This is a genomic window from Streptomyces sp. NPDC048644 (genome assembly GCF_043199105.1).
Classification (GTDB): domain Bacteria; phylum Actinomycetota; class Actinomycetes; order Streptomycetales; family Streptomycetaceae; genus Streptomyces.
In genome coordinates this window covers 161,175-188,061 of sequence record NZ_JBICVO010000004.1, presented here as the reverse complement: position 1 = coordinate 188,061, position 26,887 = coordinate 161,175, and the positions used below count along the sequence as shown (strand labels likewise).

27 protein-coding genes are annotated in these 26,887 nt (G+C 71.3%); 12 read left to right on the top strand and 15 right to left on the bottom strand.

Going from position 1 to position 26,887, the window contains the following annotated elements; all coding sequences use genetic code 11:
* Positions 1-57: 57 nt before the first annotated feature.
* Complete coding sequence (gene nucS, locus ACGFNI_RS10465) at positions 58-720, bottom strand: endonuclease NucS (protein WP_393682432.1); 663 nt, start codon at positions 718-720, stop codon at positions 58-60.
* Between the two features lie 247 nt (positions 721-967).
* On the opposite strand from nucS, the gene ACGFNI_RS10460 reads away from it, so the two are divergent.
* Positions 968-1,360, top strand: coding sequence for an SCO5389 family protein (locus tag ACGFNI_RS10460; protein WP_030080104.1), 393 nt, complete (start codon positions 968-970; stop codon positions 1,358-1,360).
* A 167-nt stretch (positions 1,361-1,527) separates the two neighbouring features.
* On the opposite strand, the gene ACGFNI_RS10455 is transcribed toward ACGFNI_RS10460, so the two are convergent.
* Positions 1,528-2,577 carry an LLM class flavin-dependent oxidoreductase gene (locus tag ACGFNI_RS10455; RefSeq protein ID WP_393682430.1) on the bottom strand — a complete coding sequence of 350 codons (1,050 nt, stop codon included), beginning with the start codon at positions 2,575-2,577 and terminating at the stop codon, positions 1,528-1,530.
* Positions 2,578-2,767: 190 nt separating this feature from the next.
* Between ACGFNI_RS10455 and ACGFNI_RS10450 the strand changes: the two genes are divergently transcribed.
* Positions 2,768-3,100 carry an ATP/GTP-binding protein gene (locus tag ACGFNI_RS10450; protein WP_393682428.1) on the top strand — a complete coding sequence of 111 codons (333 nt, stop codon included), beginning with the start codon at positions 2,768-2,770 and terminating at the stop codon, positions 3,098-3,100.
* Between the two features lie 3 nt (positions 3,101-3,103).
* Here the strand turns inward: ACGFNI_RS10450 and ACGFNI_RS10445 are convergent, their stop codons facing one another.
* From ACGFNI_RS10445 to mce, 7 genes are all read right to left on the bottom strand, one after another.
* Positions 3,104-4,393 carry an ABC transporter permease gene (locus ACGFNI_RS10445; protein ID WP_393682427.1) on the bottom strand — a complete coding sequence of 430 codons (1,290 nt, stop codon included), beginning with the start codon at positions 4,391-4,393 and terminating at the stop codon, positions 3,104-3,106.
* Positions 4,390-5,628, bottom strand: a complete 1,239-nt coding sequence (locus tag ACGFNI_RS10440; RefSeq protein WP_393682425.1) for an ATP-binding cassette domain-containing protein — start codon at positions 5,626-5,628, stop codon at positions 4,390-4,392. Before ACGFNI_RS10440 ends, ACGFNI_RS10445 begins: the two co-directional genes overlap by 4 nt.
* A 140-nt stretch (positions 5,629-5,768) precedes the next feature.
* Positions 5,769-6,539, bottom strand: coding sequence for an ABC transporter permease (locus ACGFNI_RS10435; protein WP_393682424.1), 771 nt, complete (start codon positions 6,537-6,539; stop codon positions 5,769-5,771).
* Positions 6,540-6,541: 2 nt separating this feature from the next.
* Complete coding sequence (locus ACGFNI_RS10430; protein WP_393682422.1) at positions 6,542-7,549, bottom strand: ABC transporter ATP-binding protein; 1,008 nt, start codon at positions 7,547-7,549, stop codon at positions 6,542-6,544.
* Positions 7,550-7,652: 103 nt separating this feature from the next.
* On the bottom strand, positions 7,653-8,591 hold the full coding sequence (locus ACGFNI_RS10425) for a cellulose-binding protein (protein ID WP_393682420.1): 939 nt from the start codon (positions 8,589-8,591) through the stop codon (positions 7,653-7,655).
* 114 nt (positions 8,592-8,705) lie between these two features.
* Complete coding sequence (gene scy, locus ACGFNI_RS10420) at positions 8,706-12,968, bottom strand: polarized growth protein Scy (RefSeq protein ID WP_393682418.1); 4,263 nt, start codon at positions 12,966-12,968, stop codon at positions 8,706-8,708.
* Between the two features lie 239 nt (positions 12,969-13,207).
* Complete coding sequence (gene mce, locus ACGFNI_RS10415; protein WP_393682417.1) at positions 13,208-13,648, bottom strand: methylmalonyl-CoA epimerase; 441 nt, start codon at positions 13,646-13,648, stop codon at positions 13,208-13,210.
* 173 nt (positions 13,649-13,821) lie between these two features.
* Between mce and ACGFNI_RS10410 the strand changes: the two genes are divergently transcribed.
* Both ACGFNI_RS10410 and meaB read left to right on the top strand, forming a co-directional pair.
* Positions 13,822-14,997, top strand: coding sequence for an acetyl-CoA C-acetyltransferase (locus ACGFNI_RS10410; protein ID WP_393683016.1), 1,176 nt, complete (start codon positions 13,822-13,824; stop codon positions 14,995-14,997).
* Between the two features lie 61 nt (positions 14,998-15,058).
* Positions 15,059-16,015: a methylmalonyl Co-A mutase-associated GTPase MeaB gene (meaB, locus tag ACGFNI_RS10405; protein WP_393682415.1), complete on the top strand. Its 957-nt coding sequence runs from the start codon at positions 15,059-15,061 to the stop codon at positions 16,013-16,015.
* A 139-nt stretch (positions 16,016-16,154) separates the two neighbouring features.
* On the opposite strand, the gene ACGFNI_RS10400 is transcribed toward meaB, so the two are convergent.
* Positions 16,155-16,883 carry a PepSY domain-containing protein gene (locus ACGFNI_RS10400; protein WP_393682414.1) on the bottom strand — a complete coding sequence of 243 codons (729 nt, stop codon included), beginning with the start codon at positions 16,881-16,883 and terminating at the stop codon, positions 16,155-16,157.
* A gap of 111 nt (positions 16,884-16,994) precedes the next feature.
* On the opposite strand from ACGFNI_RS10400, the gene ACGFNI_RS10395 reads away from it, so the two are divergent.
* Positions 16,995-17,708 carry a response regulator transcription factor gene (locus tag ACGFNI_RS10395; protein ID WP_393682413.1) on the top strand — a complete coding sequence of 238 codons (714 nt, stop codon included), beginning with the start codon at positions 16,995-16,997 and terminating at the stop codon, positions 17,706-17,708.
* The gene (locus ACGFNI_RS10390) at positions 17,701-19,128 is read left to right on the top strand and encodes an ATP-binding protein (RefSeq protein ID WP_393682412.1); all 1,428 of its coding nucleotides are present in this window, start codon (positions 17,701-17,703) and stop codon (positions 19,126-19,128) included. Before ACGFNI_RS10395 ends, ACGFNI_RS10390 begins: the two co-directional genes overlap by 8 nt.
* A 40-nt stretch (positions 19,129-19,168) precedes the next feature.
* On the opposite strand, the gene ACGFNI_RS10385 is transcribed toward ACGFNI_RS10390, so the two are convergent.
* From ACGFNI_RS10385 to ACGFNI_RS10370, 4 genes are all read right to left on the bottom strand, one after another.
* Positions 19,169-19,645: a MarR family winged helix-turn-helix transcriptional regulator gene (locus ACGFNI_RS10385; RefSeq protein ID WP_393682411.1), complete on the bottom strand. Its 477-nt coding sequence runs from the start codon at positions 19,643-19,645 to the stop codon at positions 19,169-19,171.
* A gap of 164 nt (positions 19,646-19,809) precedes the next feature.
* Positions 19,810-20,583, bottom strand: coding sequence for an AIM24 family protein (locus tag ACGFNI_RS10380; RefSeq protein ID WP_393682410.1), 774 nt, complete (start codon positions 20,581-20,583; stop codon positions 19,810-19,812).
* A complete protein-coding gene (locus ACGFNI_RS10375) occupies positions 20,580-21,230 on the bottom strand; it encodes an AIM24 family protein (protein ID WP_393682409.1) in 651 nt (216 codons plus the stop codon). Before ACGFNI_RS10375 ends, ACGFNI_RS10380 begins: the two co-directional genes overlap by 4 nt.
* A complete protein-coding gene (locus tag ACGFNI_RS10370) occupies positions 21,230-21,868 on the bottom strand; it encodes an AIM24 family protein (RefSeq protein WP_393682408.1) in 639 nt (212 codons plus the stop codon). Before ACGFNI_RS10370 ends, ACGFNI_RS10375 begins: the two co-directional genes overlap by 1 nt.
* Before the next feature lie 183 nt (positions 21,869-22,051).
* Between ACGFNI_RS10370 and ACGFNI_RS10365 the strand changes: the two genes are divergently transcribed.
* The 5 genes from ACGFNI_RS10365 (at position 22,052) to ACGFNI_RS10345 (ending at position 25,592) form a co-directional block, all read left to right on the top strand.
* Positions 22,052-22,396 (top strand): DUF3817 domain-containing protein, encoded by a 345-nt coding sequence (locus ACGFNI_RS10365; RefSeq protein WP_227050474.1) that lies wholly within the window; start codon positions 22,052-22,054, stop codon positions 22,394-22,396.
* Positions 22,393-22,713 carry an MTH1187 family thiamine-binding protein gene (locus tag ACGFNI_RS10360; protein WP_393682407.1) on the top strand — a complete coding sequence of 107 codons (321 nt, stop codon included), beginning with the start codon at positions 22,393-22,395 and terminating at the stop codon, positions 22,711-22,713. Before ACGFNI_RS10365 ends, ACGFNI_RS10360 begins: the two co-directional genes overlap by 4 nt.
* A 102-nt stretch (positions 22,714-22,815) precedes the next feature.
* Positions 22,816-23,325 (top strand): MarR family winged helix-turn-helix transcriptional regulator, encoded by a 510-nt coding sequence (locus ACGFNI_RS10355; protein WP_393682406.1) that lies wholly within the window; start codon positions 22,816-22,818, stop codon positions 23,323-23,325.
* Between the two features lie 67 nt (positions 23,326-23,392).
* Entirely contained in the window at positions 23,393-23,725 is a 333-nt protein-coding gene (locus tag ACGFNI_RS10350) for a DUF3817 domain-containing protein (RefSeq protein ID WP_393682405.1), read from the top strand.
* A gap of 166 nt (positions 23,726-23,891) precedes the next feature.
* Positions 23,892-25,592: a methylmalonyl-CoA mutase gene (locus ACGFNI_RS10345; protein ID WP_393682404.1), complete on the top strand. Its 1,701-nt coding sequence runs from the start codon at positions 23,892-23,894 to the stop codon at positions 25,590-25,592.
* A 98-nt stretch (positions 25,593-25,690) separates the two neighbouring features.
* Here the strand turns inward: ACGFNI_RS10345 and ACGFNI_RS10340 are convergent, their stop codons facing one another.
* Positions 25,691-26,230 carry a hypothetical protein gene (locus tag ACGFNI_RS10340; RefSeq protein ID WP_393682402.1) on the bottom strand — a complete coding sequence of 180 codons (540 nt, stop codon included), beginning with the start codon at positions 26,228-26,230 and terminating at the stop codon, positions 25,691-25,693.
* A 256-nt stretch (positions 26,231-26,486) separates the two neighbouring features.
* Between ACGFNI_RS10340 and ACGFNI_RS10335 the strand changes: the two genes are divergently transcribed.
* On the top strand, positions 26,487-26,825 hold the full coding sequence (locus tag ACGFNI_RS10335; protein ID WP_393682401.1) for a hypothetical protein: 339 nt from the start codon (positions 26,487-26,489) through the stop codon (positions 26,823-26,825).
* Positions 26,826-26,887: the final 62 nt, after the last annotated feature.

Genomic DNA, 26,887 nt, shown 5'->3' with positions numbered 1-26,887 from the left:
GCCCCTCGGGGCGGCAGGTCACGTACCGGGCCGTCGCGTCGTGCGCGTGCGCGGCGCTCAGAACAGGCGCAGCTTGTCGTCCTCGATGCCGCGCAGGCCGTCGTAGTCGAGCACCACGCAGCCGATCCCGCGGTCGGTGGCCAGGACCCGGGCCTGCGGCTTGATCTCCTGCGCCGCGAAGATGCCCTTCACCGGCGCCAAGTGCGGGTCGCGGTTGAGGAGTTCGAGGTAGCGGGTGAGCTGCTCGACACCGTCGATCTCGCCCCGCCGCTTGATCTCGACGGCGACGGTCTGGCCATCCGCATCCCGGCACAGAATGTCCACCGGGCCGATGGCGGTGGGGTATTCACGCCGAATCAGCGAATAGCCCGTACCCAGGGTCTCGATCCGGTCGGCGAGCAGCTCCTGGAGGTGCGCCTCCACACCGTCCTTGATGAGTCCGGGGTCGACCCCCAGCTCGTGCGAGGAGTCGTGGATGACCTCCTCCAGGGTGATGATGAGTTTCTCGCCGCCCTTGTTCTCCACCGTCCACACGTCGCCGTCGCCCTCCTTGAGGGAGCACGGCGGGGACATCCAGTTGAGGGGTTTGTAGGCGCGGTCGTCCGCGTGGACGGAAACGGAGCCGTCGGCCTTCACCAGGATGAGGCGGGGGGCGGAGGGCAGGTGGGCGGTGAGCCGGCCCGCGTAGTCCACGGAGCAGCGGGCGATGACGAGACGCATGGGGCGTCACGCTACTCGACCGAGGGCCGCCGACGCGATTCGGCCCGGGACCGCCGTGCGTTTACGGGGGAAACCCCCGCACCCCCGGCGCCTGCGCTTGGCCGGTTGTATGTGCAATCTCCTGGTGCGGGGCCCTTGTGCGGCATACCGTTGATGCAGGGGGTCGTGAAGCGAACACGCTCCGTCGCGATGACCCCTGTCCCATTCCTGAGGCCCCGTCCCGGCGGGGCCGCGAGAGGAGAACCTCATGTCGCTCGACGTCTCACCGGCCCTCCTCGAACAGGCCGAGCGAGGCGAGGTCGACGAAGCCGCGTTTGTCGACTGCGTCCGGACCTCCCTGCCCTATGCATGGGGGATGATCAGCTCTCTGGTGGCCCAGCTGAAGGTGGACGGCGGAGAGTTCGCCGACAATCAGACGCCGCCGCCGGACGAGCAGGCGCGCGGCCAGCTGCTGCGCGCACTGGCGAGTGACGCGATACGCGGATCGTTGGAGCGCCACTTCGGTGTGCGTCTCGCCTTTCAGAACTGCCATCGCGTCGCGGTTTTCCCGCTCGACCCGGTGGTCGACGACCGCCTGGCCCGCTTCACCTCCATCCGCGGGCAGTTGCTGAACCAGTCGCCCGAACTCCGCGACTGCTGACCGGAGTTGCTGCCGCTGCGCGCGTCATGTCCTGCGCTCATCACGGCACCGTCCGGTGCCGGTGCGCCGGCGGCAGCACCACCGGTCACCCGACAGGCCCTTCGACGAACAGTGCATGACCGCACCACGGAAGCACCGCCGCACGCCGCCCTGCCGAGCCGGCCGGGTCACCCGAGCTGCGGCAGTACCTCCGTGCCCAGCCGGCGGACGTTCTCCTCGGTCGCGGCCAGATCGCCCGATCCCTCGACGAGCAGCGCGTACTTCGTGATGCCCGTACGCTCCGCCGTCGCCGCGAGCCGGTCGGCGCACAGCCGCGGCGGCCCGACGGGATGCAGCCCGCAGAGCTGCTCCGTGTACGCGAGGGGATCGCGCATCGACCGGTAGCGCCCGTCGACCGTCACATGCGCGCCGAGTCCCTGCCGCAGCCAGCCGGGCATCGCCTTCGTCAGCGACTCCACCGCGGCCGTGCGGTCGTCGGCGATCTGCACCACACCCGCCGATACGTGCCCGGCGGCGGCCACTTCGTCGCCGTCCCGGCCGGCTTCGATGGCCGCGGACCGCCACAGCGCGATCATGTCCGCCTTCTCCTCGTCCCCGCAGTGCATGCCGAGCAGCATCGGCAGCCCGCGCTCGGCCGCCAGCCGGACCGACGCGGGGGACGTACACGCCACCACCACGCCAGGTCCCGGAGGCCCGGACGCGGGATCGTCGAGCGGCACCAGGGATTCCGCCGGGCTCGGGACGACCGCCACCTCGCGGAAGGCGTACCGCTCGCCCCGGGCGCCGACCCGCGGCTCCCGCAGCCAGCGCAGCAGCAGATCCAGCGCCTCGGGGAAGCCGTGCTCGTACGCGGCGAGGCCGGAGCCGAAGACCTCCAGGTCCACCCACGGGCCGCCGCGGCCGACGCCGAGCGTGAACCGCCCGCCGGACGTGAGATGCAGCAGCGCGGCCTGTTCGCCGAGCGCCACCGGATGCTGGGTCGGCAGCACGCTGACCGCTGTCCCGATCCCGATCCGGCGGGTGCGCCCCAGCAGCAGGGCGGCGAGCGTCACCGCCGAAGGACAGACGCCGTACGGAACGAAGTGGTGCTCCGCAAGCCAGACGTCATCGAGCCCGGCCGTCTCCGCGATCTCCGCGGAACGGACCGCCCGATACAGTGCTTCCCCCTGTCCCTGGCCGGGGAATTGAGCGGCCAGGATGAAAGCCCCAACGCGCATCGCTCTCTGCCTCCTCGCAGCCGACGCGGCTTCCCCCCCTACCGGCACTAACGCCTGACACGTGCCAAAGGCACGGTCCGTACAGCGGAATTTCCCGATCATCGCAGGAAAGGGCCGGGCCGCCACCGGGGTCGACGGCGCCGCTACGCTGGTGACAGCCCGTGACCCCGTAGATCTCCCGAGGTGCCTTGTGTCTCCGCGTCGAAACCGCCAGCGCGGCGGTGCGAAGCCCGCCGAACACTCCGGCACGGGCGGCTACGGAACGTCCGGCTTCGGCTGGGAGAAGACCGAGGAGTGGCGCGGCGAGGACTGGGTCGTGCGGCAGGTCGGCGGCTCCGGGGCCGCCAAGCACTACCGCTGCCCCGGCTGCGACCAGGAGATCCCGCCCGGCGTCGGGCACATCGTGGCCTGGCCGCAGGGCGGCGACGTCGACGACCGCAGGCACTGGCACAAGGCGTGCTGGAACGCACGGGACCGCCGGAGCGCGCGGCTCCAGCGGTCCCGTAACGCGCCCAGGTACTGAGCGCTACACGTCGCGCTGCGACTGGGCGGCGAACGCCCCGCCCAGCACGAGCGCGGTCACCCCGGCGAGCACCCACAGCGGGGTCCAGCCCTGCGGGCCGGTGTCGGCGCCGAGGAACGGGTTGCCGTACAGCGTCGCCAGCGAGTTGGGCACGGAGTACTCGATCAGCGCCTGGCTCACCGACTTCAGGCTCTCCGAGCCCAGCATGAAGACCGCGAGCAGCATCGGCAGCAGCACCAGTCCGAGCATGGCGCTGATCGCGCCCGCCGAGTGCCGCAGCAGCGAGCCGACGGCCAGCGCCAGCAGGCCGAGCACCGACACGTAGAGGCCGGCGCCCACGGTGGCGCGGAGCCACGCGTCGGCCGTCGGGTCGGGGCCGTTCACCATCCCGGCGGTGAGCACCGAGACGACGGCGGTGGCGAGCGTCGTGATGACGAAGGCCAGCACGAAGAAGACGATCGCCTTGGCCGCGAGCACCCGGGCCCGGCTGGGGCAGGCGGTCATGGTCGTGCGGATCATGCCCGTGCCGTACTCGGACGAGATCACCAGCACGCCGAGCGGGATGACGCACAGCGTGCCCAACAGGACGCCGAAGAAGGAGAATCCGAGCTTCGGGTCGACCTCCCGCTGCGAGCCCAGGGCCAGAGCCGTCAGCAGGCCGATGCCGACGATCAGCACGACCATCGCGCTCAGCGTCCAGATCGTCGAACGCACCGAGCGGATCTTCGTCCACTCGGAGGCCAGCGCGTGCCCGATGTGGGTGCTCCGCACCGGGATCGGCGAGACATAACCGGGCTGACCGCCCTGCCAGTTGGCGCCGCCGTTCTGCGGTGCGCCCTGGGGGCCGCCGGGCGGGTTCCCCTGGGGGTTCCCCTGCGGGATTCCCTGGGGCGCGTGGCCCTGCTGGGGGTGGCCCTGCGGGGGTACCGGGGGCTGCTGCTGGGGCGCCTGGGCCTGGAGCATCATCGTGCCCGGGTCCTTCGCCAGGCTGCCGCCGGCCGCGAGCGGCTGCGGCGCCGGGCCCTCGCCCCTGGCCTGCTGGGGCGCCTGGGCCTGGAGCATCATCGTGCCCGCCTCCTTGGCGGGCTGCTGCTGCTGCTGCGGCTGCTGCTGGGCCTGGAGCACCATCGTCCCGGCCTCACGGGCGGGCGCGGGCTGCTCGGGCGCCGGCTGCTGCGCCGGTGCGGCGGGCGGCATCGGGGGCGCGGGCGGCGTCTGTCCCTGCGCCGCGGCCTGGTCGTTCGGTCCGCGCTCAGGCTGTGCCTGCGGCTGCGGCTGCTGAGGGCTGGTCATCGGGCGTCCTCGTTGTGGGGCACGGTCGGGTCGGCGGGGGCGGCGGGCGGCATCGGCGCCGCGGGCTGCGGCTGCGGGGCCCCGTAGGGGTGGGGTGCCCCGTAGGGCTGTCCCTGGACGGGCGGCGGGTACCCCTGGCCGGGGACCGCCCCCGGCGCCTGCGGGGCGTAGGGCCCCGGCTGGGCGTACGGGTGAGGCTGTCCCTGGACGGGGCCGCCGGGCATGCCCTGCTGTCCCTGGACGGGCGGGTAGCCCTGCGGTGCGCCGCCCTGGAACGCGTACCCGGCGGGCTGCTGCTGGAGGCCGGCCCGCGGGTCGGCCGTCGAGCGGTAGTCCACGGCGCCCTGGGTGAGTCGCATGTACGCCTCTTCCAGGGACGCCTGGTGCGGCGACAGCTCCCACAGGCGGACGTCCGCCTCGTGCGCGAGGTCGCTGATCCGGGGGAGCGGCAGGCCGGTCACCCGCAGCGCGCCGTCCGGCTCAGGGGTGACCTGGCCGCCCGCCTCGCCGAGCGTCGCGGTCAGCTTCTCGCGCAGTTCGGGTGTGGTGTCGGGGGTACGGACCCGGGCGAAATCGGCGGAGTTGGCGGAGATGAAGTCCTTGACCGCCATGTCCGCCATCAGCTGGCCGCGGCCGATCACTATCAAGTGCTCGGCGGTCAGCGCCATTTCGCTCATCAGGTGCGAGGAGACGAAGACGGTACGGCCCTCGGACGCCAGCTGCTTCATGAGGTTGCGCACCCACAGGATGCCCTCGGGGTCGAGGCCGTTGACCGGCTCGTCGAAGAGCAGCACCTGCGGGTCGCCGAGCAGCGCGGCGGCGATGCCGAGCCGCTGGCCCATGCCGAGCGAGAAGCCCTTGGAACGGCGATTGGCGACTTCCTGGAGGCCCACCACGCCGAGCACTTCGTCGACCCTGCGGGCCGGGATGCCGGACAGCTGCGCGAGCGACAGCAGGTGCTGGCGGGCGCTGCGTCCGCCGTGCACGGCCTTGGCGTCGAGCAACGCGCCCACCTGGCGGGGAGCGTTGGGGAGTTCACGGAAGGGGCGGCCACCGATGGTGGCGCGTCCCGAAGTGGGGGCGTCCAGGCCCAGAATCATGCGCATCGTGGTCGACTTGCCGGAGCCGTTCGGCCCCAGGAAGCCGGTCACGGTGCCCGGCCGTACCTGGAACGACAGGTTGTGCACGGCCGTCTTGGCGCCATAGCGCTTCGTCAGGCCGACTGCCTCGATCATTCTCCGCCCCTCGCGAGATCGTCGGGGCAGAGGCGCCCTCGTACCCCCGTGCGGGTTAGGAGGCTATCGGTCCCTTGACGGTTCCCGCCAAAACAGGGAAGAGGCGGGCGTCACCCGGCGGTGTCCCGCCCGCGCCTTCCTCACGCGTCGCGCCGCTTCAGCAGGACGCATCCGCAGATCAGCGCGGCCACCGTCCAGGCTGCCATGATGCCGAGACCGCCCCACGGCCCGTACGGGACCTCGTCGCCCGTCGGGACCACCTGCATGATCCGCCGGCCCGCCTGGTCGGGCAGGTAGTGGCCGACCTTCCGCGTCGCCGAGACGTTCCCGAGGATGTTGGAGATCAGAAAGAAGAACGGCATCAGGATGCCGAGCGAGAGCATCGGGGAGCGCAGCATCGTGGCGACGGCCATCGAGAACAGCGCGATCAGCGTCATGTAGAGCCCGCCGCCGATCACCGCGCGCAGCACCCCGGGATCGCCGATCCGCGCCGCGTGGCCGCCCAGCATCGCCTGCCCGGCGAAGAACGCGAGGAAGCTCGTGGCCAGCCCGACGAGGAAGACCAGCGCGGTGGCCACCGCGAGCTTGCAGAACAGGAAGGTGGCGCGCTGCGGTACGGCGGCCAGCGAACTGCGGATCATGCCGGTGCTGTACTCGTTGGAGACGACCAGCACCCCGAACACGATCATCGCGAGCTGGCCAAGGCCCATGCCCGCGAAGCTGATGTTGGTGGCGTCGAAGCCGATCCGGTCGCGCACCGGCATCGCGTCGAAGTCGCTCTTGGCGAGGGCGCAGATCAGCACACCGATGCCGATGGTGACCACCACGGCGACGCCCAGCGTCCACACCGTGGACCGCACCGACCGGATCTTGGTCCACTCCGAGCGCAGCACCTGCCCGACGACCGCCATCGTCAGCCCCCCTTCTTCCGCCAGTCGGCACCCCAGCCTCCGGCCGGGGCCGGAGCCGCGGCCGGAGCCCCCGCCGGGCCGTCCATCGCCCCGGCAGGCGGCTCGCCGTCATGTGCGTGATACTCCACCGATTCCGCGGTGAGCTGCATGAACGCCTCTTCCAGAGAAGCCTGTTGGGGGCTCAGTTCGTGCAGCACGAGCTGATGGGCGGCGGCCAGTTCGCCCAGCCGCTCGGCCGGTTCGCCGTCGACCTCCAGCGTGCCGCCGCCGGCCTGGACCGCGGTGATCCGCTCCGCGTGCAGCACGTCGAGCAGCCGCTCCTGATCAGGCGACCGCAGCCGCACGTAGGACCGTGAATTCTCCCGGATGAACTGCGCCATCGAGGTGTCGGCGAGCAGCCGGCCCTGGCCGATGACGACCAAGTGGTCGGCGGTCAGCGCCATTTCGCTCATCAGGTGCGAGGAGACGAAGACGGTACGGCCCTGCGCCGCGAGGTTCTTCATCGTGGTGCGCACCCACAGGATGCCCTCGGGGTCGAGGCCGTTGACCGGCTCGTCGAAGAGCAGCACCTGCGGGTCGCCGAGCAGCGCGGCGGCGATGCCGAGCCGCTGGCCCATGCCGAGCGAGAAGCCCTTCGAGCGCTTCTTGGCCACCGTCGTCAGCCCGACGGTGTCCAGCACCTCGCCGACCCGGTGGCGCGGGATGCCGTTGCTCTGCGCCAGGCACAGCAGATGGTTGAAGGCGCTGCGCCCGCCGTGCATCGCCTTGGCCTCCAGCAGCGCGCCGATGTACCGCAGCGGGTCCTTCAACTGGCGGTAGTGCCTGCCGTCGATGCGGACCGAGCCGGCCGTCGGGTTGTCCAGGTCGAGCATCATCCGCATGGTGGTGGACTTTCCCGCGCCGTTGGGCCCGAGGAAGCCCGTGACGATCCCGGGCCGCACCACGAACGTCAGGTGATCCACCGCCACCTTGTCGCCGTAGTGCTTGGTCAGCCCAGCCAGCTCGATCATGTCTTGCACGCTAAGGGCGCCCGATGCCGCCCGCCACCGGACACGCCTGCGCCCCCGGCCACCGGAGAGGCGGCGCGGGGGCGGGTGGGGGACGGACGGACCGTCAGCGGGTCTGCTGGGCGGGGACGCCGCGGGTGGCGGACTCCTCGTCGCCCGGGGCACCGGCGGCGGCCACGGCCGCACCGGTGAGCGTCGCCAGCATCTCGCGGACGTTGGTGAGCTGCGCGTTGATCGAGTCGCGGCGGTTGGTCAGCGCCGCCAGCTCGCGCTCCGATTCGCTGCGGATCCGGTCGGCCTTGGCGTTCGCGTCGGCCACGATGTCCTCGGCCTGGCGCTGCGCGGTCTCCACCGTCTGGCGGGCCCGGCGCTCGGCGTCCGTCCGCAGCTTCTCGGCCTCCAGGCGAAGCTGCTCGGCGCGGTGCTCGATCTCCGCAAGACGCTTCTCGGCCTTGGCCTGACGCGAGGCCAGGTCACGCTCGGACTGCTCGCGGCGCTTGGCGAGGTTGGTCTCGAAGTCGGCCGCCGCCTGCGCGGCCTTGGCGCGGGTCTCCTCGAAGAGGGAGTCCGCCTCCTCACGCTTGGACTGCGCGTCCTTCTGCGCATCGGCACGCAGCGTGGACGCCTCGCCCTTGGCCTTCTCGACGATCCGGGCGCCCTCGTCCTCGGCCTTGGCCTTCCGCTCGGCGGCGAACTGCTCGGCGTCGTTACGGACCTGCTGGGCGGCCGACTCGGCCAGCTCGCGGTGCTGCTCGGCGGCCCGCCTGGCCTCCTCGCGCAGGTCCTTGGCCTCCTCCTCGGCGAGACGGAGGATCTTCTCCACGCGCGCACCGAGGCCCGCGTAGGACGGCTCGGCGTCATTGACCTGGGCCTGGGCGTTCTGCGTTTCGAGGTGCAGCTCCTCGATCCGCTTTTCCAGCGAGGTGATACGGGACAGCGCGCCGTCGCGGTCCGCGACGAGCTTCGTAATGCGGTCATCCACCTGACCGCGGTCGTACCCACGCCGCACGAGCTCGAAGCCGAAGGGGGAGGAAGTGTCGCTCATGGGGTTCCTGTCGAAAGAGACCGGTGAGGTGATAAGGAGAATCCTAGGGGCCCAAACGGCGTGTCATCGAGTCAATGCCCGTTTGAAGTGGAGAATGACCCCTCATTTGAGTGGCTACCCCTCAGACTGCTTGCCACTCGAACGAGTTGCACCCGCTCCCGCGGCGGTCTTGGACCCCGCGGTCTTGCCGTCCGCTGCACCTGACGGCGCCTCGAACGACTCCAGCGCTTCCAAGACATCCTGGACGCGGGAGATTTCCGTGTTGATATCCGCGCGGCGGCGCACCAGGACCTCCAGCTCGTGCTGGCCGTCCGCCACGATCCGGGCGGCCTCCGCCTCGGCCTCGGTGCGCATCCGCTCCGCGTCGCGCACCGCCTCGGCCTTCTTGTTCTCGGCCTCCTTGATCAGGCCCTCGGCCTTCTTCACCGCCGAGATCCGGACCTTGCTCGCCTCGCTGTTTGCGTCCGACACCAGTTGCTCGGCCTTCTCCTCGGCCTCCACCTGCTGGGTGGTGGCCTGCGCGATGAGCTTGTCGACGCGTTCGCCGGCGTTCTTCATCGTCTCCGCGGACTCGCGACGGGCCCGCTCGTGCAGCTCCTCGACCTCGGACTCGATCCGCACCCGCAGCTCCTCGGCGCGCTCCCGGATCGCCGTGGCGTCCCCGCGCGCCTCGCTGAGCAGGGTGTCCGCGTCCGTACGGGCCTTCTCCACCCGGGAGTTGCCGTCCGCCGTCGCTTCCGTGACGATCCGGTCGGCCTCCGTGCGGGCCGCCCCGACCATCGTGTCGGCCTGCTCCTCGGCCGCGGCGGCGGCCCGCAGCGCCTCCTCCTGGGCCTTCGCGACCAGCTGGTCGGCCTGCTCCGCCGCGTCGCCACGGCGCTTGGCCGCGTCCTTGCGGGCCTCGTCGAGCAGCCGCTCGGCCTCCTGCTCGGTCTCCGCGCGCAGCCGCTCGGCCGCCGCCTCGGCGTCCTGCTCGACCTTGGCCGATTCGCTGCGGGTGCGGTTGGCGTGCTCCTGGGCCGCGGTGACCGTCTCGGCCGCTTCGGCCCGCAGCCGGTCCGCCTCGGCCGTCGCCGTGGCGATCATCCGGTCGGCCTGCTCGCGGGCGTCGGCGCGGGTACGGTCGGCGTCCCGCTCCGCCTCCGCGCCGGTCTCCGCCGCCTCGGTGCGCAGCCGCTCGGCCTCGGTGGTGGCCTCGGACACCAGCTGGTCGGCCTGCTCGGCGGCGTCCGACCGGGTCTTGTTGGCCGCCTTGCGTGCCTCGTCGCCGGTCGACTCGGCGTCCGCCCGCGCGCTCTCCAGCGCCTGGGACGCCTCGGCCCGCAGCCGCTCGGCCTCGGCGGTCGCCTCGGCCAGGCGCGCCTGCGCCTGCTCCTCGCCCGCCGTCCGCAGCTGCTCGGCGGCCTCCTGGGCCTCCTTGACCGTACGGTCGGCGTCGTCCTGCGCCGAAGACGTCAGCTCGGTCGCCTCGGTGACGATCCGTTCGGCTTCCGTACGGGCCTCGGCGATCAGCCGGTCGGCCTGCCCGGCCGCGTCCGACCGCATCCGGTTGGCGTCGTCCCGTGCCTCCGCCCGTGCCCGTGCCGCGTCCTGCTCGCCGGCCGCCAGCGCGTCCGACGCGTCGGTCCGCAGCTGCTGGGCCTTGGCGGTGGCGTCCGCGACCAGCTTCTCGGCCTGCGCGGTCGCCTCGGCGATCAGCCGGTCCGCCTGCTCGGCCGCGTCGGTCCGCGCGGCGTGCGCGTCCCGGCGGGCCTCGTCGAGCGCGTCCGTGGCCTCCGCGCGCAGCCGCTCGGCCTCCTCGATGGCCTCCGCGACGGTCCGCTCCGCGAGGGCCTTGGCGGCGTCCGACGCCTCCTGCGCGTCCCGCCGCACCCGTGCCGCGTCCTCCGAGGCGCGCTCGCGCTCCTCGTACGCGTCCGTGCGGACCCGGTCGGCCTCTTCCTGCGCCTCGGTCCTCGTCCGCTCCGCCGCGTGCTCGGCCGCCGACCGCAGCCCGGCGATCTCCTCGTCGGCCTGCTCGTGGAGCCCGGCGACCGCGTCCCGCACCTGCTGGGCTGTGGTCTCCGCGGTGGCCACCAGCTCGGCTGCCCGCCGGTCGGCCTCCTCGACCAGCCGCTCCGCCTCGGCCTGCGCCTCGCTGACCCGGGTACGGGCCGACGCCAGCAACTCCTCGCTCTGCTCGCGGGCCGCGGTGCGCTCCTGGTGCGCCTCCTCGCGGGCCTCGCCCAGCTGCTGCTCGGCCTCCTTGCGGCGCCGCGCGGCCTCCTCCTGGGCGGCGGACAGCGCCTGCGCCGCCTCGCTCCCGGCCCGCTCGGCCGCGGCTGCGGCCTCCGCCCGTACCCGGTCGGCGCTCTCCTGCGCCTCCGTCTTCAGCCGCTCCGCCTCGGCCGCGGCCTCGGCGCGCAGCCGTTCCGCGACGGACTCGCCCTCGGTACGGGCCGCCGACGCGTCCGACGCGGCCTCCGCGCGCAGCCGCTCGGCCTCGTCCTCGGCCTGCTGCTGGAGGTGACGGCGCCGCTCGGCCGCCTCCGCCTTGAGCCGGGCGGCCTCCTCCTGCGTCTCGCGGCGCAGCCGCTCCGCTTCCGTGCGCGCCTCGTGCAGCGATTCCTCGGCGGCGGCGACCTTCTCCTCGGCATCGGTCCGCAGCCGGTCCAGCTCGGCCTGCGCCTCTTCCCGGCGCTCATCGGCGGCCTGCTCGGCCTCGGCGCGCAGCCGCGCCGCGGACTCCTCCGCCTCGGTGGTGACCAGCTCGGCGGCCTGGGCGCCTTCGGTGAGCAGCTCCTCGGCCTCCGCGCGGGCCTTCTCCAGCGCCTCTTCGGCCTGCTTGCGCAGGGCGGTGGCCCGCTCGATGGCCTCGGTGCGTACCCGCTCGCTCTCCGCGCCGGCCCCGGCGCGGGTCTCGTCGGCGTCCGACTTCGCCTTGGTCAGCAGCTCCTCGGCGGAACCTGCTGCCTCCTCGATCTGCTGGACGGCCTCGCGCCGCGCCTCGCTGCGGATCCGCTCGCCCTCGGCGACGGCCTCGGCGCGCAGTTGCTCGGCCTCGCCGCGCAGCCGCCGTGCCTCCTCCTGGAGTTCGGCGGTCTTGGCGCGGTACTCCTTGGTGTCGTCCTTCGCCGCGCCCTTGAGCTGCTCGGCGGTGTCATGGGCCTGCTCACGCAGCCGGTCGGCCTCCGACTCGGCCTCGCTGCGCAGCCGTTCGGCCTCTTCGGCCGCGGCCTTGGTGGTGGCCTTGGCGTCGTCGGACGCCTTGGTCAGCACCTCCTCGGCGGTCCGCGCGGCCTTCGCCAGCTGCGCCGCGGAGTCCTCGGCCGCCTGCGAACGCGCGGCCTCCCGCGCCTCGGTGACCAGCCGCTCGGCTTCCGTGCCCGCGTCCGCCCGCAGTTGCTCGGCCTCGGCCTTGAGCGCCTCGGCCTCCTTGGTGGCCTCGGCGACCAGCCGGGCGATCTCCGCCTTGGCGGTGCGGGTGCGCTGCTCGTTCTCGGACTCGGTGGCGGACAGCCGCTTGGTGGCGCTCTGCTGCGCGTCCTCCACCAGCTTCTCGGCCTCGGCGCGCGCCTCGCGCAGCGCGGTGTCGGCCTCCTGGATGCGCGCCTCGGCGGTCCGCGTCAGCTCGGCGGCCTGCTTGCGGGCCTCTTCCGACTCGCTGCCGACGGTCGAACGCAGCTGCTCCGCCTGGTCGGTGGCCTCCTGGGCCTGGGAGGACGCGGCGTTCAGCAGCCGCTCGGCGTCCGTGCGCGCCCGGCGCAGGATGCTCTCCGCCTCGGCGCGTGCCTCTTCGGCCTCGGTGCCCAGGCGTTCACGGGCCCGCTCGGCGAGCCGGTGCGCCTCGGCGCGTGCCGCCGCCAGCGCCTGCTCGGCCTCGGTCCGCGACTCGTCCATCAGCCGGCGGGACTGGGCCTCGGTGCGGGCCCGCAACTGCTCGGCCCACGCGACGTTTTCGTTGACGTGTGACTCGACGGTCTGCCGGCGCTCGTTGAGTTCCTCGTCGAGCCGCTGCCGGCGGGACACCGCCTCGGCGTGCAGCTCGGCCTCCAGACGGGCCTGCTGCTCGGCCTGCTCCTGGAGCAGCCGCTGGGTCTGCGCGCGGGCCTCGCGCAGCTCGCGCTCGGAGTCGGCGCGCAGCTGGTCGGCCTGGATCTGCGCGTTGCGCAGCAGTTGTTCGGCCTGGTGGCTGACGTTGTCGTAGGCAGGGCGGGCCGCGAGGTTGCGGCGCGCCTCGTGGAGCTTGGCGCGCAGCACCTCGACCTGGTACCCGAGATCGTCGGCGTGCTGGACGGCCTTGTCCCGCTCGGTCTTCAGCCGTTCCATCTCGGCTTCGAACTGCGAGAGGTGGTCGGCCTCAGCCCACTCACGTTCGTGGCGCTCGTTGCCCCGCACTGCGCGGTCCCATCCGTCCCCTGGTCATGGTGGCGGCCGTCCCCGGACGTACAGGCGATCGTCCCGTACACGTCACGTCGTACGGAGCTACGCCCCCCGGAGCTGACCCTTCCGAAGAAATGGTGTCAGATCATCGGCGGAGTATGGACCGAGCCCCATCCCCAGAAGGCTCCCGCACGCGATGCGAGCACCTCTTACCCCGGCCGAAGCAGCACTCTACCGGCCGAGGAAGGTGAAGGTCAGTGGTCCGTCGCGGAGGAAGGCGCGGCGGTGACCAGTTCGGTCAGCACGCCGTGGCAGTCCTTGGGGTGCAGGAAGGTGATCCGGGAGCCCATCGAGCCCTTCCGCGGCTCGTCGTACAGCACCCGGACGCCCTTGTCGCGGATGTCCGCGGCGTCGGTGTCCACGTCCGCGGTGCCGAACGCGATGTGGTGCACACCCTCGCCGTTCTTGGCGAGCCACTTGCCGACCGCGGAGTCCTCGCGGATGGGTTCGAGCAGCTGGAGGTAGGAGGCACCGCCGTCCGACGTTTCGTTGATCTTGAGCATCGCTTCCCGGACACCCTGCTCTTCGTTGACCTCGGAATGGAACACCTCGAAGCCGTAGGTGGCACGGTAGAACTCGACGGTCCTGTCCAGGTCGAAACAGGCGATCCCGATGTGGTCGATTCGCGTCAGCATGCCTCCAGTGCACCGCCCGCACGGCCGGTTACGCAACGTGCGCGCGATCACACCCACTTGCCGGTGACCCGGCGCGTACCCCTCAGTACATTGACGGGAACCCTCGTTAACTTCCCTGCAAAGGAAGGCCGCACCGCATGTCTGCATCGAACGGCACGAACGGCACCACCTCAGTGATCGTGGCGGGTGCGCGCACCCCCATGGGCCGGCTGCTCGGCTCCCTGCGTTCCTTCTCCGGCGCCGACCTCGGCGGGGTGGCCATCAAGGCGGCGCTGGACCGCGCGGGCATCGGCGGCGACCAGGTGGACTACGTGATCATGGGGCAGGTCCTCCAGGCCGGCGCCGGGCAGATGCCGGCCCGCCAGGCGGCCGTCAAGGCCGGCATCCCCATGAGCGTCCCCGCGCTGACCGTCAACAAGGTCTGCCTCTCCGGCCTGGACGCCATCGCCCTGGCCGACCAGCTGATCCGCGCCGGCGAGTTCGACGTCGTGGTGGCCGGCGGCCAGGAGTCGATGACCAACGCCCCGCATCTGCTGCCGAAGTCCCGCGAGGGCTACAAGTACGGCGCGGTGCAGATGCTCGACGCGATGGCCCACGACGGCCTGACCGACGCGTACGAAGGCGTCGCGATGGGGGAGTCGACCGAGAAGCACAACACGCGTCTCGGTATCGCGCGCCCCGAGCAGGACGAGATCGCCGCGCGCTCCCACCAGCGGGCCGCGGCTGCCCAGAAGAACGGGCTCTTCGAGGCCGAGATCACCCCGGTCGAGATCCCGCAGCGCAAGGGCGAACCGGTGGTTTTCAGCCAGGACGAGGGGATTCGCGGCGAGACCACCACCGAGTCGCTCGGCAAGCTGCGCCCGGCCTTCGCCAAGGACGGCACGATCACCGCCGGCACCTCCTCGCAGATCTCCGACGGTGCCGCCGCCGTCGTCGTGATGAGCAAGGCCAAGGCCGAGGCGCTGGGCCTGGAGTGGATCGCCGAGATCGGCGCGCACGGCAACGTCGCGGGCCCGGACAACTCCCTCCAGTCCCAGCCGTCCAACGCGATCAGGCACGCACTCGGCAAGGACGGCCTGACCGTCGACGATCTTGACCTGATCGAGATCAACGAGGCGTTCGCCGCGGTCGCCGTGCAGTCGGTGAAGGACCTCGGAGTTTCCCTCGAAAAGGTGAATGTGAACGGTGGTGCCATCGCTCTCGGCCACCCGATCGGCATGTCGGGCGCCCGCATCGTGCTGCACCTCGCGCTGGAGCTGAAGCGCCGCGGCGGCGGCACCGGCGCGGCAGCGCTGTGCGGCGGCGGCGGCCAGGGCGACGCCCTGATCATCCGCGTCCCGGGCAAGTGAGCGGCACCGGGCGGGCCGGGTAGACGAGCGCGAACGAGCGAGCCGAAGGAGCCGAGCAGCGATGGTGGACGTCCCGCAGCTGGTGGAGCAGGCACGGCAGGGCCGGCCGAGGGCGGTGGCCCGGCTGATCTCCCTCGTCGAGGGGGCATCGCCGCAGCTCCGTGAAGTGATGGCGGCGCTGGCACCGCTCACCGGCGGCGCCTATGTCGTCGGGCTGACGGGCTCACCCGGTGTCGGGAAGTCCACCACCACATCGGCCCTGGTGACCGCCTACCGCAAGGCCGGCAAACGCGTCGGGGTGCTGGCCGTCGACCCGTCCTCGCCGTTCTCCGGCGGCGCGCTGCTCGGCGACCGGATCCGGATGAGCGAGCACGCGTCCGACCCCGGCGTCTACATCCGCTCGATGGCCACCCGCGGCCACCTGGGCGGCCTCGCCTGGGCCGCGCCCCAGGCGATCCGGGTGCTGGACGCGGCCGGCTGCGACGTGGTGCTGGTCGAGACGGTCGGCGTCGGCCAGTCCGAGGTCGAGATCGCCTCGCAGGCCGACACCAGCGTGGTCCTGCTGGCCCCTGGCATGGGCGACGGCATCCAGGCGGCGAAGGCCGGAATCCTGGAGATCGGCGACGTCTACGTCGTCAACAAGGCGGACCGGGACGGTGCCGACGCCACGGCCAGGGAGCTGAACCACATGCTGGGGCTCGGCGCCTCGCGGGCGGCCGGCGACTGGCGCCCGCCGATCGTGAAGACCGTCGCGTCCCGGGCCGAGGGGATCGACGAGGTCGTCGAGGCGCTGGAGAAGCACCGGGCGTGGAGCGAGGAGCACGGGGTCCTGGCGCAGCGGCGGCGGTCCCGGGCGGCGCACGAGGTCGAGACGATCGCCGTCACGGCGCTGCGCGAGCGGATCGGGGACCTGAGCGGCGACCGGCGTCTGGAGGCGCTGGCGGAGCGGATCGTGGCCGGCGAGACGGATCCCTACCGGGCGGCGGACGAACTGGTCGAGGGGCTGACCACCGGCTGATCCGCGACGGCGGACGGCCATCGCCCGGTCCGCCCACGACGACGAGGCGAACCCCGGGGCCCACACCCGGGGTTCGCCGTTTCGCGGTCAGGCCGCTTCGGGTTCGGGGCCCGGAGCGGCCGTGGTGGCCGGAGCCGGGTCAGTCGTCCTGGCCGTCGTTGTCGTCGTCGTCCGCGTCGTGCGCGGGCGCGATGGTCAGCGCACCGGACTGCGGGTCGATCAGGAGCTTGTGCTCCTTGCCGTCCTTGGTGACGGTCTCGACCTCCCAGACGGCCTTCGCGCGGTGGTCGTCGTCCAGGTCCACGGACGTCACGGTGCCGTGGTCCTCGGCGGCGGCACGGGCGGCGCCGGCCGCGTCCATCGTCGCGCCCTTCAGCTGGCGCCTGACCTGGCCCTGGCCGTGGTCGTCGTCGTCCTCGTGGTCGATGTGCTGGTTGAGTACCCGGGCGTTGCCCGCGTCGAGGGTCAGCTCGTGCCACTTGCCGTCGTTGCCGAGCAGGTCCACGTCCCAGACCAGGCCGGGACGGTCGGCGTCCAGGTCGAGGCCGGTCACCGTGCCGGGGACGGCCTTCAGTGCGGCGGCTGCCGCCTGCGGGGCGCTCACCTTGGCGGCGGCGGCCTCGCGGACGTCCTCCTGGCCGTCCTCGTCGTGGTCCCGCATCGGGATGCTGGAGCGGCCGTCGGCGGCCCGGGTCTGCTGGGTGTCGCCCCCCGTGCCGCCGGCCGTCGCCGCGAGCTGCGCCGAGGTCTGCGCCCCGGACTGCGGGCTGCCCGGACCTTCGGAGCCGTTGACGGCGACGGCGGTCGCGGTGCCTCCGGCGATGAGGGCGGCAGCGGCGGCGGTGGCGATGAGGATGTGGCGCTTCATGGTGTGTTCTCCCCTGTGTTCGGCAGTGACCACACAGTGGCTGAACGAAGCTGAAGCCAAGCTGAAGGTCCCTGAAGAACGCTTCAGGAACGGGGTGGCAAGCTGGGGCGCATGCTGCCACCGGTCACCTCCTACCGCCCCGCGGGCGCCGCGCGCCGCCCCTCCCGCCTGCTGATCGTGGAGGACGAGAAGCGGCTCGCGCTGTCGCTGGCCAAGGGGCTGATGGCCGAGGGATACGCGGTGGACGTCGTCCACGACGGCCTGGAAGGGCTCCAGCGCGCGAGCGAGGGCGGCCACGACCTGATCGTCCTGGACATCATGCTGCCGGGCCTGAACGGCTACCGCGTGTGCGCGGCGCTGCGGGCCGCGGGCAACGACGTACCGGTCCTGATGCTGACCGCCAAGGACGGCGAGTACGACGAGGCCGAGGGCCTCGACACCGGCGCCGACGACTATCTGACCAAGCCGTTCTCGTACGTGGTGCTGGTCGCCCGGGTCAAGGCGCTGCTGCGGCGGCGCGGGCAGAGCGCGCCGCCGGTGCTGCGGGTCGGCGCGCTCAGCATCGACCAGGGGTCGCACAAGGTGACGCTGGACGGCGCCGAAGTGTCCCTGACGGCCAAGGAGTTCGCCGTACTCGAACAGCTCGCGCTGCGGGCGGGCGAGGTGGTCTCCAAGCCGGAAATCCTGGAGCACGTCTGGGACTTCGCCTACGAGGGCGACCTGAACATCATCGAGGTGTACGTGAGCGCGCTGCGCCGCAAGCTCGGCGCCGGGTACATCGCCACGGTGCGCGGCGCGGGATACCGGCTGGTGACCGGTGCGTAGCCGGCTGGGATCCGTACGCGCCAAGGCGACGGCCGGCGCGACGCTGGTGGTGGCGCTGGCGCTGGTCGCGGCCGGGGTGGCGCTGCTGCTGGTGCTGCGTGGCAATCTGCACGACCAGGCGGGCCTGGAGGCCGAGGTCGCGGCGCGCGGCGTCGCGGAGCGGATCGCCACCGGGTCCGTGGACGGCGATCTCGATCTGCCGGACGGGGACGAGCACCCGGTGGTGGTGACCGACGAGGACGGCCGGGTGCTCGCGGTCGGCGACGACGTGCGGGCGGTCGACGGGAAGCGGATCGCGAAGCCGGGCCACGGGGCGGGCGGCGCGGCGGCACACGCGTCGGGGGACGAGGACGAGGCGGACGACGACGAGGACGCCGACGGGCCGAAGCCGGGCGAGGTCGACGACGACGTGGACTTCCGGGACGGCACGGCGACCGTGGGCGACCGGACCGAGGGCTACCGCTTCGCCTCGGTGGAGGCCAAGGACACCGGAGGCCGCAAGGTCACCGTGCGGGCCGGTTCGGCGCTCACCCCCGAACAGGACGCCGTGGGCACGGTGCGCGGCGCGATGCTCATCGGGCTGCCGCTGCTGCTCCTGGTCGTGGCGGGGGTGACCTGGCTGGTCACCCGGCGGGCGCTGCGGCCGGTCGAGGGGATCCGCGGCGAGATGGCCGCGATCACCGCCAGTGCGGACCTCAGCAGGCGGGTGCCGGTGCCCGCGGCGCAGGACGAGATCGGGCGGCTGGCGCGGACCACCAACGAGACGCTGGCGGCGCTGGAGGCGTCCGTGGAGCGCCAGCGGCGGTTCGTCGCCGACGCCTCCCACGAGCTGCGCAGCCCGATCGCCAGCCTCCGTACGCAGCTCGAAGTGGGTGTCGCGCACCCGGAGTTGCTGGACGTACCGGGCGCGGTCGAGGACACCGTGCGGCTCCAGCACCTGGCGGCCGACCTGCTGCTGCTCGCACGGCTCGACGCGGGCGAGAAGCCGACCGGATCCCGGGTGGACCTGGCCGCGATGGTCCGGGAGGACACCTCGCAGCGGGTGAACGACCGGATCCCGGTGCGGGTCGGGCGGCTGGACGGCGCGGAAGTGTCCGGTTCGCGCGGCCAGTTGGGGCGGGTGCTCGGCAACCTGCTGGACAACGCGCAGCGGCACGCCGCCGCCTCGGTGCGGGCGGAGCTGGTCCGCGAGGGGGAGTGGGCGGTGCTGCGGGTCGACGACGACGGGCCCGGCGTGCCGGAGGCCGAACGCGAGCGGATCTTCGAGCGGTTCGTACGGCTCGACGACGCGCGGGCGCGGGACGACGGCGGCGCCGGACTCGGCCTGGCCATCGCCAGGGACGTCGCGGTGCGGCACGGCGGTTCGCTGGCCGTACGCGAGGGCTCGGTCTTCGAACTGCGGCTGCCGGTGGCCCGCTGAGCACGGTGCCGCGGCCCGGCGGGCGGGCCGCGGCGGACGGTCAGAGGCTGCCGCGGTGCTCCCGCAGATGCTCGGCGACCGGCGTGAGCGAGGTGCGGAGCGCGGCGAGATCCTCCGGCGTGAAGAGGTCGATGAAGTGCTTGCGCACCGACTCGACGTGGTGCGGGGCGACCCGGCGCATGGTGTCCCAGCCCTCGTCGGTCAGTACGGCGTAGAGCCCTCGGCGGTCGGACTCGCAGCTTTCGCGGCGGACGAGGCCGGCGTTCTCCATGCGCGTGATCTGGTGCGAGAGACGGCTTTTGGACTGCAGGGTGCTGGTCGCGAGGTCGCTCATCCGCAGCCGTCGGTCCTCGGCCTCGGAGAGGTTGACGAGGATCTCGTAGTCGTTGTTGGTCAGGCCGAACGGCTGGAGATCGCGTTCCAGCTGGTGCATCAGCAGCCTGCTGACGTCCAGATGAGTGCGCCAGGCACGCTGCTCCTGGTCGGTCAGCCAGGGGGTGTCGCTGTCGGTCGTCATGGAGGAATTCTACCCGTAAAAGTTGAATAGTGAATTAATCGGGAGGGGCTGCCGGAGGGGGAGCGAAAGGATTCGGACGGGGCGGCGGATGCCGGTCCCGGCCCGACAGGGATTCCGGCTCGGCGTTGGTCAGGCGTTCGAGCCGACCGTGCGCAGACTACCGCTCACAGCCCGAAGCGACGTGAGAGGCCACCGAGGTTGCCGGGCAACTGCGGCACATGTGAGCCACTTTGCCCGCCGGGGTTTCCCCCGCCGGGAACCCCCGGTTCCGCCGGCACCTCGCCCGTCGCCAGCTCCGGCATGAGCTGCTCCGTCGACTGGAGCAGCACCGTGCCCGCCCCCACGAACTCGAATTGGTGCTCCTCTCCCGAGGCGCCCCCGATGCCGGTGCGCGCCCGCAGCTCGCCCAGGAATCCCCGCAGGTACCGGTGGTCGTAGTGGTGGCACGGGGAGGGGCAGTCAGCCCAGCCGACCAGGGCCTGCGGATCCACCCGGATGGGTGGCTCGGCGAAGACCACGGGACCGTTGGACGCGGCCACGAACGTGCCCGTGCCGATCAGGGTGAGGAAGCCCGGAATGATCGACTGCTTCAGCGACAGAGATGGCTGAAACGCGAGCAGATTGCCGGAGCGAATCGTGAGGTTGCCCTCGTCGAGGTCGTAGGAATTCACGTCGAAGGCCCGGTCGGCGAGGAGCATCTTGCCCTGGCCCTCGGCCACCACCCAGTCCGCGGCGTGCAACGGCGAATGGAAGCTCGTGGAGATGAGCCGGTCCAGGCGACCGTGCCCGATGCCGTGGAACTCGATCCGCCCGTAGTAGGCGATCATCTTCCCCTTCTGGAGGAACCACTGGCCCTGCAGATCCACGCTGAAGGAATACGGGTTGACGTTGTCGTTGCCCGGGAGCGTGTGGACGTCGTGGATGACGGGAGCGGTCACAGTTTTTCCTCCGACGCCTGTACGTACACGGTGCCCTGGCCCGACAGTTCCAGCTGGAAGGCTTCGCCGGAGCCGCGGCCGACCATCTCGCGCCAACCGAGGGCGGTGGACAGCTTGTTGCGTACCTCGCCGCGGTGGGCGACGTACGCCTGCGGGTCGACGTGGACCGGGCGCTGCGGGGTGATCGGCAGCTCGATGACGCCGCCGTGGGCCATCACCGCGGCCGAGCCGTGGCCCTTGAGGGTGGTGGTGAACAGGCCCTGGCCGGTGACCTGGCCGCGGACCATGCCCATCACCCCGCCCTGCGAGCCCATGAACATCGTGCCCTGCTGGAGGGTGCCGTCGAAGGCCAGCAGCCGGTCGGCCTCGACGTACAGGGTCTCGCCCGCCAGGTCGATGACCTGGACGTGATGCCCGCCGTGGCCGAACATCACCGAGCCGCTGCCTTCTACCGTCATCAGGGGCGTCGCCTCGCCCGCGATCCGGCGGCCGATCATCGAGCCGATGCCGCCCTGGCCGCCCTGGATGTTGGGGGTGAAGGAGACCTCGCCGCGGTAGGCGAGCATCGCGCCGCGCTGGCTGAACAGCCGCTCGCCCGGCCCGATCCCGGCCTCCACCATGCGCGAGTTGAGCACCGTGAACGGCATCAGAGCTCACCGCCGACGGTGTTGCGCTCGCTGGGCTGTACGTACACCAGGCCCTCGCCCTCGAAACGGATCTGGAACGCCTCGCCCGAGCCCTCGCCCATGAACGTGCGGAAGTTCACCCCGGACTGGAAGTGCTGCTTGAGATTGCCGGTGTGCGCGATGTACGCGCCCGGGTCGACCTGGAGCGGGTACTCCTTGGTGACCCGCAGCACCACCGCGGGCCCGTGGGAGGTGAGCGCGGCCTGGCCGGTGCCCTCGACGGTGGTGGTGAACAGGCCGTTGCCCTGCGAGGCGCCGCGCAGGCCGGTGAACGTCGTCCCGGTGCGCAGCGCGGCGTCCGTGCACAGCAGGTTGCTCGCCTCGACGAACAGCTTCTCGCCGTGCAGCTGCACGAGGTTGATCTCGCTCGCGCGGTCGGCGAAATAGCAGGTGCCCTGTCCCTTCACCTCCATCACGGCCATCTGTTCGCCGGTCAGGCGCCGGGTGACCATGCCCCGCAGCCCCTCACCGCCGCCCGTCATCTTCTTGAACGACATCTGACCGTCGTACGCGACCATCGCGCCGTTCTTCGCCTTGACGGCATCGCCCGTCATATCGACGGCGAGCACCTTGCTCCCCTGGAGCCGAAACTGAGCCACGCCTGTGACCGTAGTCGGCGAAGGGCCCGCCGCGGGAGGCCCACCGCCCCTGATCCGTCCCGGACCGCACCCCGACCCGCCCCCGACGCGGTGATCGCGGAGGCGGCTGTAACAATGGACCACAGCTTGTGAACTCTTGCACAAGCTGTGCTGACTCCCCCCTGCCACCCGAACGAGGTTCCCGTGGACATCAAGACCGCCGCCGCCCTGCACCGGCTCCGCCTGGTCTCCGCCCCCGAGGCGATTTCCTTCCTCCTCCTGCTGTGCTGCTCGGTGCTCAAGCGCACCACCAGCTTCGACGGTGTCATGGTCATGGGCATGGTGCACGGCGTGCTGTTCGTCCTGTACGTCGTCTTCTGGCTCGACGCCTGGAACCGCACCAAGTGGAACCTGAAGACCGCCGCCCTCTACTTCATCCTCTCCGTGCTGCCCACCGGCGGTTTCTTCGCCGAGCGCAAGCTCAAGCGGGAGGCCGAGAGCTCGGTCATCGCCGCCCGCGCCCGCAGGGAAGGCACGGTCAACGCATGATCGTCGCCTTTTCGGTGAGTCCGCTGGGTGTCGGCGAGGACGTCGGGGAATACGTGGCCGACGCCGTACGGGTCGTCCGCGCATCCGGCCTGCCGCACCGCACCGACGCCATGTTCACCTCCATCGAGGGCGAGTGGGACGAGGTGATGGACGTCGTCAAGCGCGCGGTGGCCGCCGTCGAGGCACGCGCGGGGCGGGTCTCGCTGGTTCTGAAGGCCGACATCAGGCCGGGGGTGACCGACGGCCTGACCTCCAAGGTGGAGACCGTGGAGCGGTATCTCGCCGCGGGGGAGTCCACGGGCGAATCCACGAGCTGACCACAGGGCCCGGCGCCGTCCGCGCGCCGGGCGCGATGCCGCCCCTGCCCGGATTCCGAGACGTGGCTGACCGCCATATGACCGCCGGGTAGGGTCGGCTGCGTGTCGAAGCCGCTCAGTCTTGCCTTTGATCCCATCGCCCGCGCCGACGAGTTGTGGCAGCAGCGCTGGGGCGCAGTGCCGTCGATGGCCGCGATCACCTCGGTCATGCGGGCCCACCAGATCCTGCTGTCCGAAGTGGACGCGGTGGTCAAGCCGTACGGGCTGACGTTCGCGCGCTACGAGGCACTGGTGCTGCTCACCTTCTCGAAGGCCGGCGAGCTGCCGATGTCGAAGATCGGCGAGCGGCTGATGGTGCACCCGACCTCGGTGACGAACACCGTCGACCGGCTGGTGCGGTCCGGCCTGGTGGCCAAGCGGCCGAACCCGAACGACGGCCGTGGCACCCTCGCGTCCATCACCGACAAGGGGCGCGAGATGTGCGACGCGGCCACCCACGACCTGATGGCGATGGACTTCGGGCTGGGCGCGTACGACGCCGAGGAGTGCGGGGAGATCTTCGCGATGCTCAGGCCGCTGCGGGTGGCCGCCGGGGACTTCGACGAGGGCTGAGCCCGTCGTCAGCCACACGGCGGGGGCGGCGAAGATCGCCCCGGAACATGCGGTTACGCTCGGGGGCATGAAGCGAAGCGTCGTGTCCCGCTACCGGGTGATGGCCTACGTCACCGCCGTCATGCTCCTCATCCTGTGCGCCTGCATGGTGGCCAAGTACGGCTTCGACACGGGCAAGGATCTGACCCTCGTCGTCTCCCAGATCCACGGCGTGCTCTACATCATTTACCTGGTTTTCGCCTTCGACCTGGGCTCCAAGGCGAAGTGGAAGTTCGGCAAGCTGCTGTGGGTGCTGATCGCCGGCACCATCCCGACCGCCGCGTTCTTCGTCGAGCGCAAGGTCGTCCGCGAGGTCGAGCCGCTGCTCGCCGACGCCGCTCCGCAGCCGGTCAAGGTCTGACGGCAGCCACTCCCGCCACGCGCCCTTCCCCTCCCGGGGGCGGGCGCGTTCGTGCTGTTCAGGGGCGGTTCTGCGGCCTTCCTTGCGGCTGAGGGCGGCGACGATGCCGCACGGCACCGCCTCCAGCCATCGACAATTACTAGGACGTCCTAGTAAATTCGTGGGTATGGACGCCGACGCGATCGAAGAAGGCCGCCGTCGCTGGCAGGCCCGGTACGACTCCGCCCGCACGCGCGACGCGGACTTCAGCACGCTCTCGGGCGATCCGGTGGAGCCGGTCTACGGGCCGCGCCCCGGGGACACCGTCGACGGCTTCGAGCGGATCGGGTGGCCGGGCGAGTACCCCTTCACCCGCGGCCTGTACCCGACCGGCTACCGCGGCAGGACCTGGACCATCCGCCAGTTCGCCGGCTTCGGCAACGCCGAGCAGACCAACGAGCGCTACAAAATGATCCTGGAGGCGGGTGGCGGCGGCCTCTCCGTCGCGTTCGACATGCCGACGCTGATGGGGCGGGACTCCGACGACCCGCGCTCGCTCGGCGAGGTCGGCCACTGCGGCGTCGCCATCGACTCGGCCGCCGACATGGAGGTGCTGTTCCGGGACATCCCGCTGGGCGACGTCACGACATCGATGACGATCAGCGGTCCCGCCGTGCCCGTCTTCTGCATGTACCTGGTCGCCGCCGAGCGGCAGGGCGTCGACCCGGGTGTACTCAACGGCACCCTCCAGACGGACATCTTCAAGGAGTACATCGCCCAGAAGGAGTGGCTGTTCCAGCCCGAACCCCATCTGCGGCTGATCGGCGACCTCATGGAGCACTGTGCGCAGGGCATCCCCGCGTACAAGCCGCTCTCGGTCTCCGGCTACCACATCCGCGAGGCCGGGGCGACGGCCGCGCAGGAGCTGGCGTACACCCTCGCCGACGGCTTCGGCTACGTCGAGCTGGGGCTCTCCCGCGGCCTTGACGTCAACACCTTCGCGCCCGGCCTGTCCTTCTTCTTCGACGCGCACCTCGACTTCTTCGAGGAGATCGCCAAGTTCCGTGCGGCGCGCCGGATCTGGGCCCGCTGGATGCGCGACGTGTACGGCGCGAGCAGCGAGAAGGCGCAGTGGCTGCGGTTCCACACCCAGACCGCGGGCGTCTCGCTGACCGCCCAGCAGCCGTACAACAACGTCGTCCGCACAGCGGTGGAGGCGCTCGCGGCCGTACTCGGCGGCACCAACTCCCTGCACACCAACGCCCTCGACGAGACCCTGGCGCTCCCCAGTGAGCAGGCCGCCGAGATCGCGCTGCGCACCCAGCAGGTGCTGATGGAGGAGACCGGCGTCGCCAACGTCGCCGACCCGCTGGGCGGTTCGTGGTTCATCGAGGCGCTGACCGACCGGATCGAGGCGGACGCCGAGAAGATCTTCGAGCAGATCAAGGAGCGCGGGGCGCGGGCGGTGACCGACGGCCGGCACCCGATCGGCCCGATCACCTCCGGCATCCTGCGCGGCATCGCGGACGGCTGGTTCACCGGCGAGATCGCCGAATCCGCCTTCCGCTACCAGCAGTCCCTGGAGAAGGGCGACAAGCGGGTCGTCGGCGTCAACTGCCACCACGGCTCGGTCACCGGCGACCTGGAGATCCTGCGGGTCAGCCACGAAGTCGAACGGGACCAGGTACAGGCCCTCACCGACCGCAAGGCGGCCCGGGACGACACCCGGGTGCGGTCCGCACTCCAGGCGATGCTCGCCACGGCCCGGGACGGCAGCAACATGATCGAGCCGATGCTGGAGGCCGTACGGGCCGAGGCGACGCTCGGCGAGATCTGCGGGGTGCTGCGGGACGAGTGGGGCGTTTACACGGAGCCGGCGGGCTTCTGAGCCTGAACGTCCGGTAGGGGGCGGTTGGTTGGTGGCGGCGCATCGTTGGGGTGCGCCGCCGTTGTTGTGGGGTGGCGGGTGGGGTGAGGGCCGTCGGCTCAGCCGATCAGGGCGGAGGTGAGTACGGGGCTGAGCGCCGCGCCGACGACGGCCGTCGCCGCGAGGGTGACCACGCTCGCGCGGGTCGCCGTGCCCTTCGTCGAACGCCAGGTGTCCTTCAGGTTCATGCCGTTCTTGTCGAGGCGCGTGCGGGTCCAGAACAGCACCACGGCGATCACCAGGAGGCACACGAAGGCAAGGCGGAATGTCGTCGTTGCCCCGCCGGGGCTGAGGGGCGTGAGGTCACCGCTGCTCTGCTGAACCGTGAAGGTGTGCCCTTTGGTGTAGGTCTCCTCCTTCCCGAAATTCATGCCGGCATTGTCGAGCATGGTTTTGCCGTCGTCCGAGCGGAATGTCCCGGTGCATCGGTGATTTTCGGATGTGGAAGTGCTGCTGGAGCCCTTTTTGCCGGAGCCGTGGTGGTGGGTGAACTCAAGGTGGCACTCTTCGACTGTGAACGTTCCGTGGCGGCCGATGGTGCCTGTCTGGAGCAGTCCCATATAGGCAAGCCCACCGCCGAGCACCAAGATGAGCGCCATGCTGAGCCAGGGGATGCAGCGCCCCCATGCTCTCTTTACGTCTGCCAGCCGTGCGGAATATGACATGGCGGTATTTCCGTCTCTATTCGCTCGTGGAGGCCAGGGGAGCCGTTGACCGGCAGTGCTCTTGCGTGAGAACTCGGTGCGCCAGGTGTGAAGTTGACCTTCACGCTCTGCTGCCTGGTGGTCGCGGACATCCGATACCGTATGCCATCGGATTTATCCGGTCCGTAGTCACGCAGATCAAGGAGGGCTCGTGGCAGGCTCCGGCTACGACGTGGACCCGGCCGTCCTCAAGGCGCAGGGCGGTGCATTCAAGGACATCGGTTCCGATTTCGGTGAGGCCGCAAAGAAGTTGGAAGCCACACTCAAAGAGGCTGAAGAGTGGGGCAGCGACGAATTCGTCAAAATGTTCAATGACTTCTACAAGCCGGTGAGCGAAGGAATCGCCAAGTCGATGCCGCACCTCGGTGCGGAGATCTCCACGATCGGCGACAAGCTCACGGCGATGGGCGCGCAGTACGACTCCACCGAGCAGGAGCAGCACGATCACCTCGCCAAATATGCGGCGGATCGCCCGAAATTCGCGAACTGACGCCGTATCGGGCCGGATCGCCCGTTCCGCGCCTCTCCACCACATCAACGAACTTGCGCTTC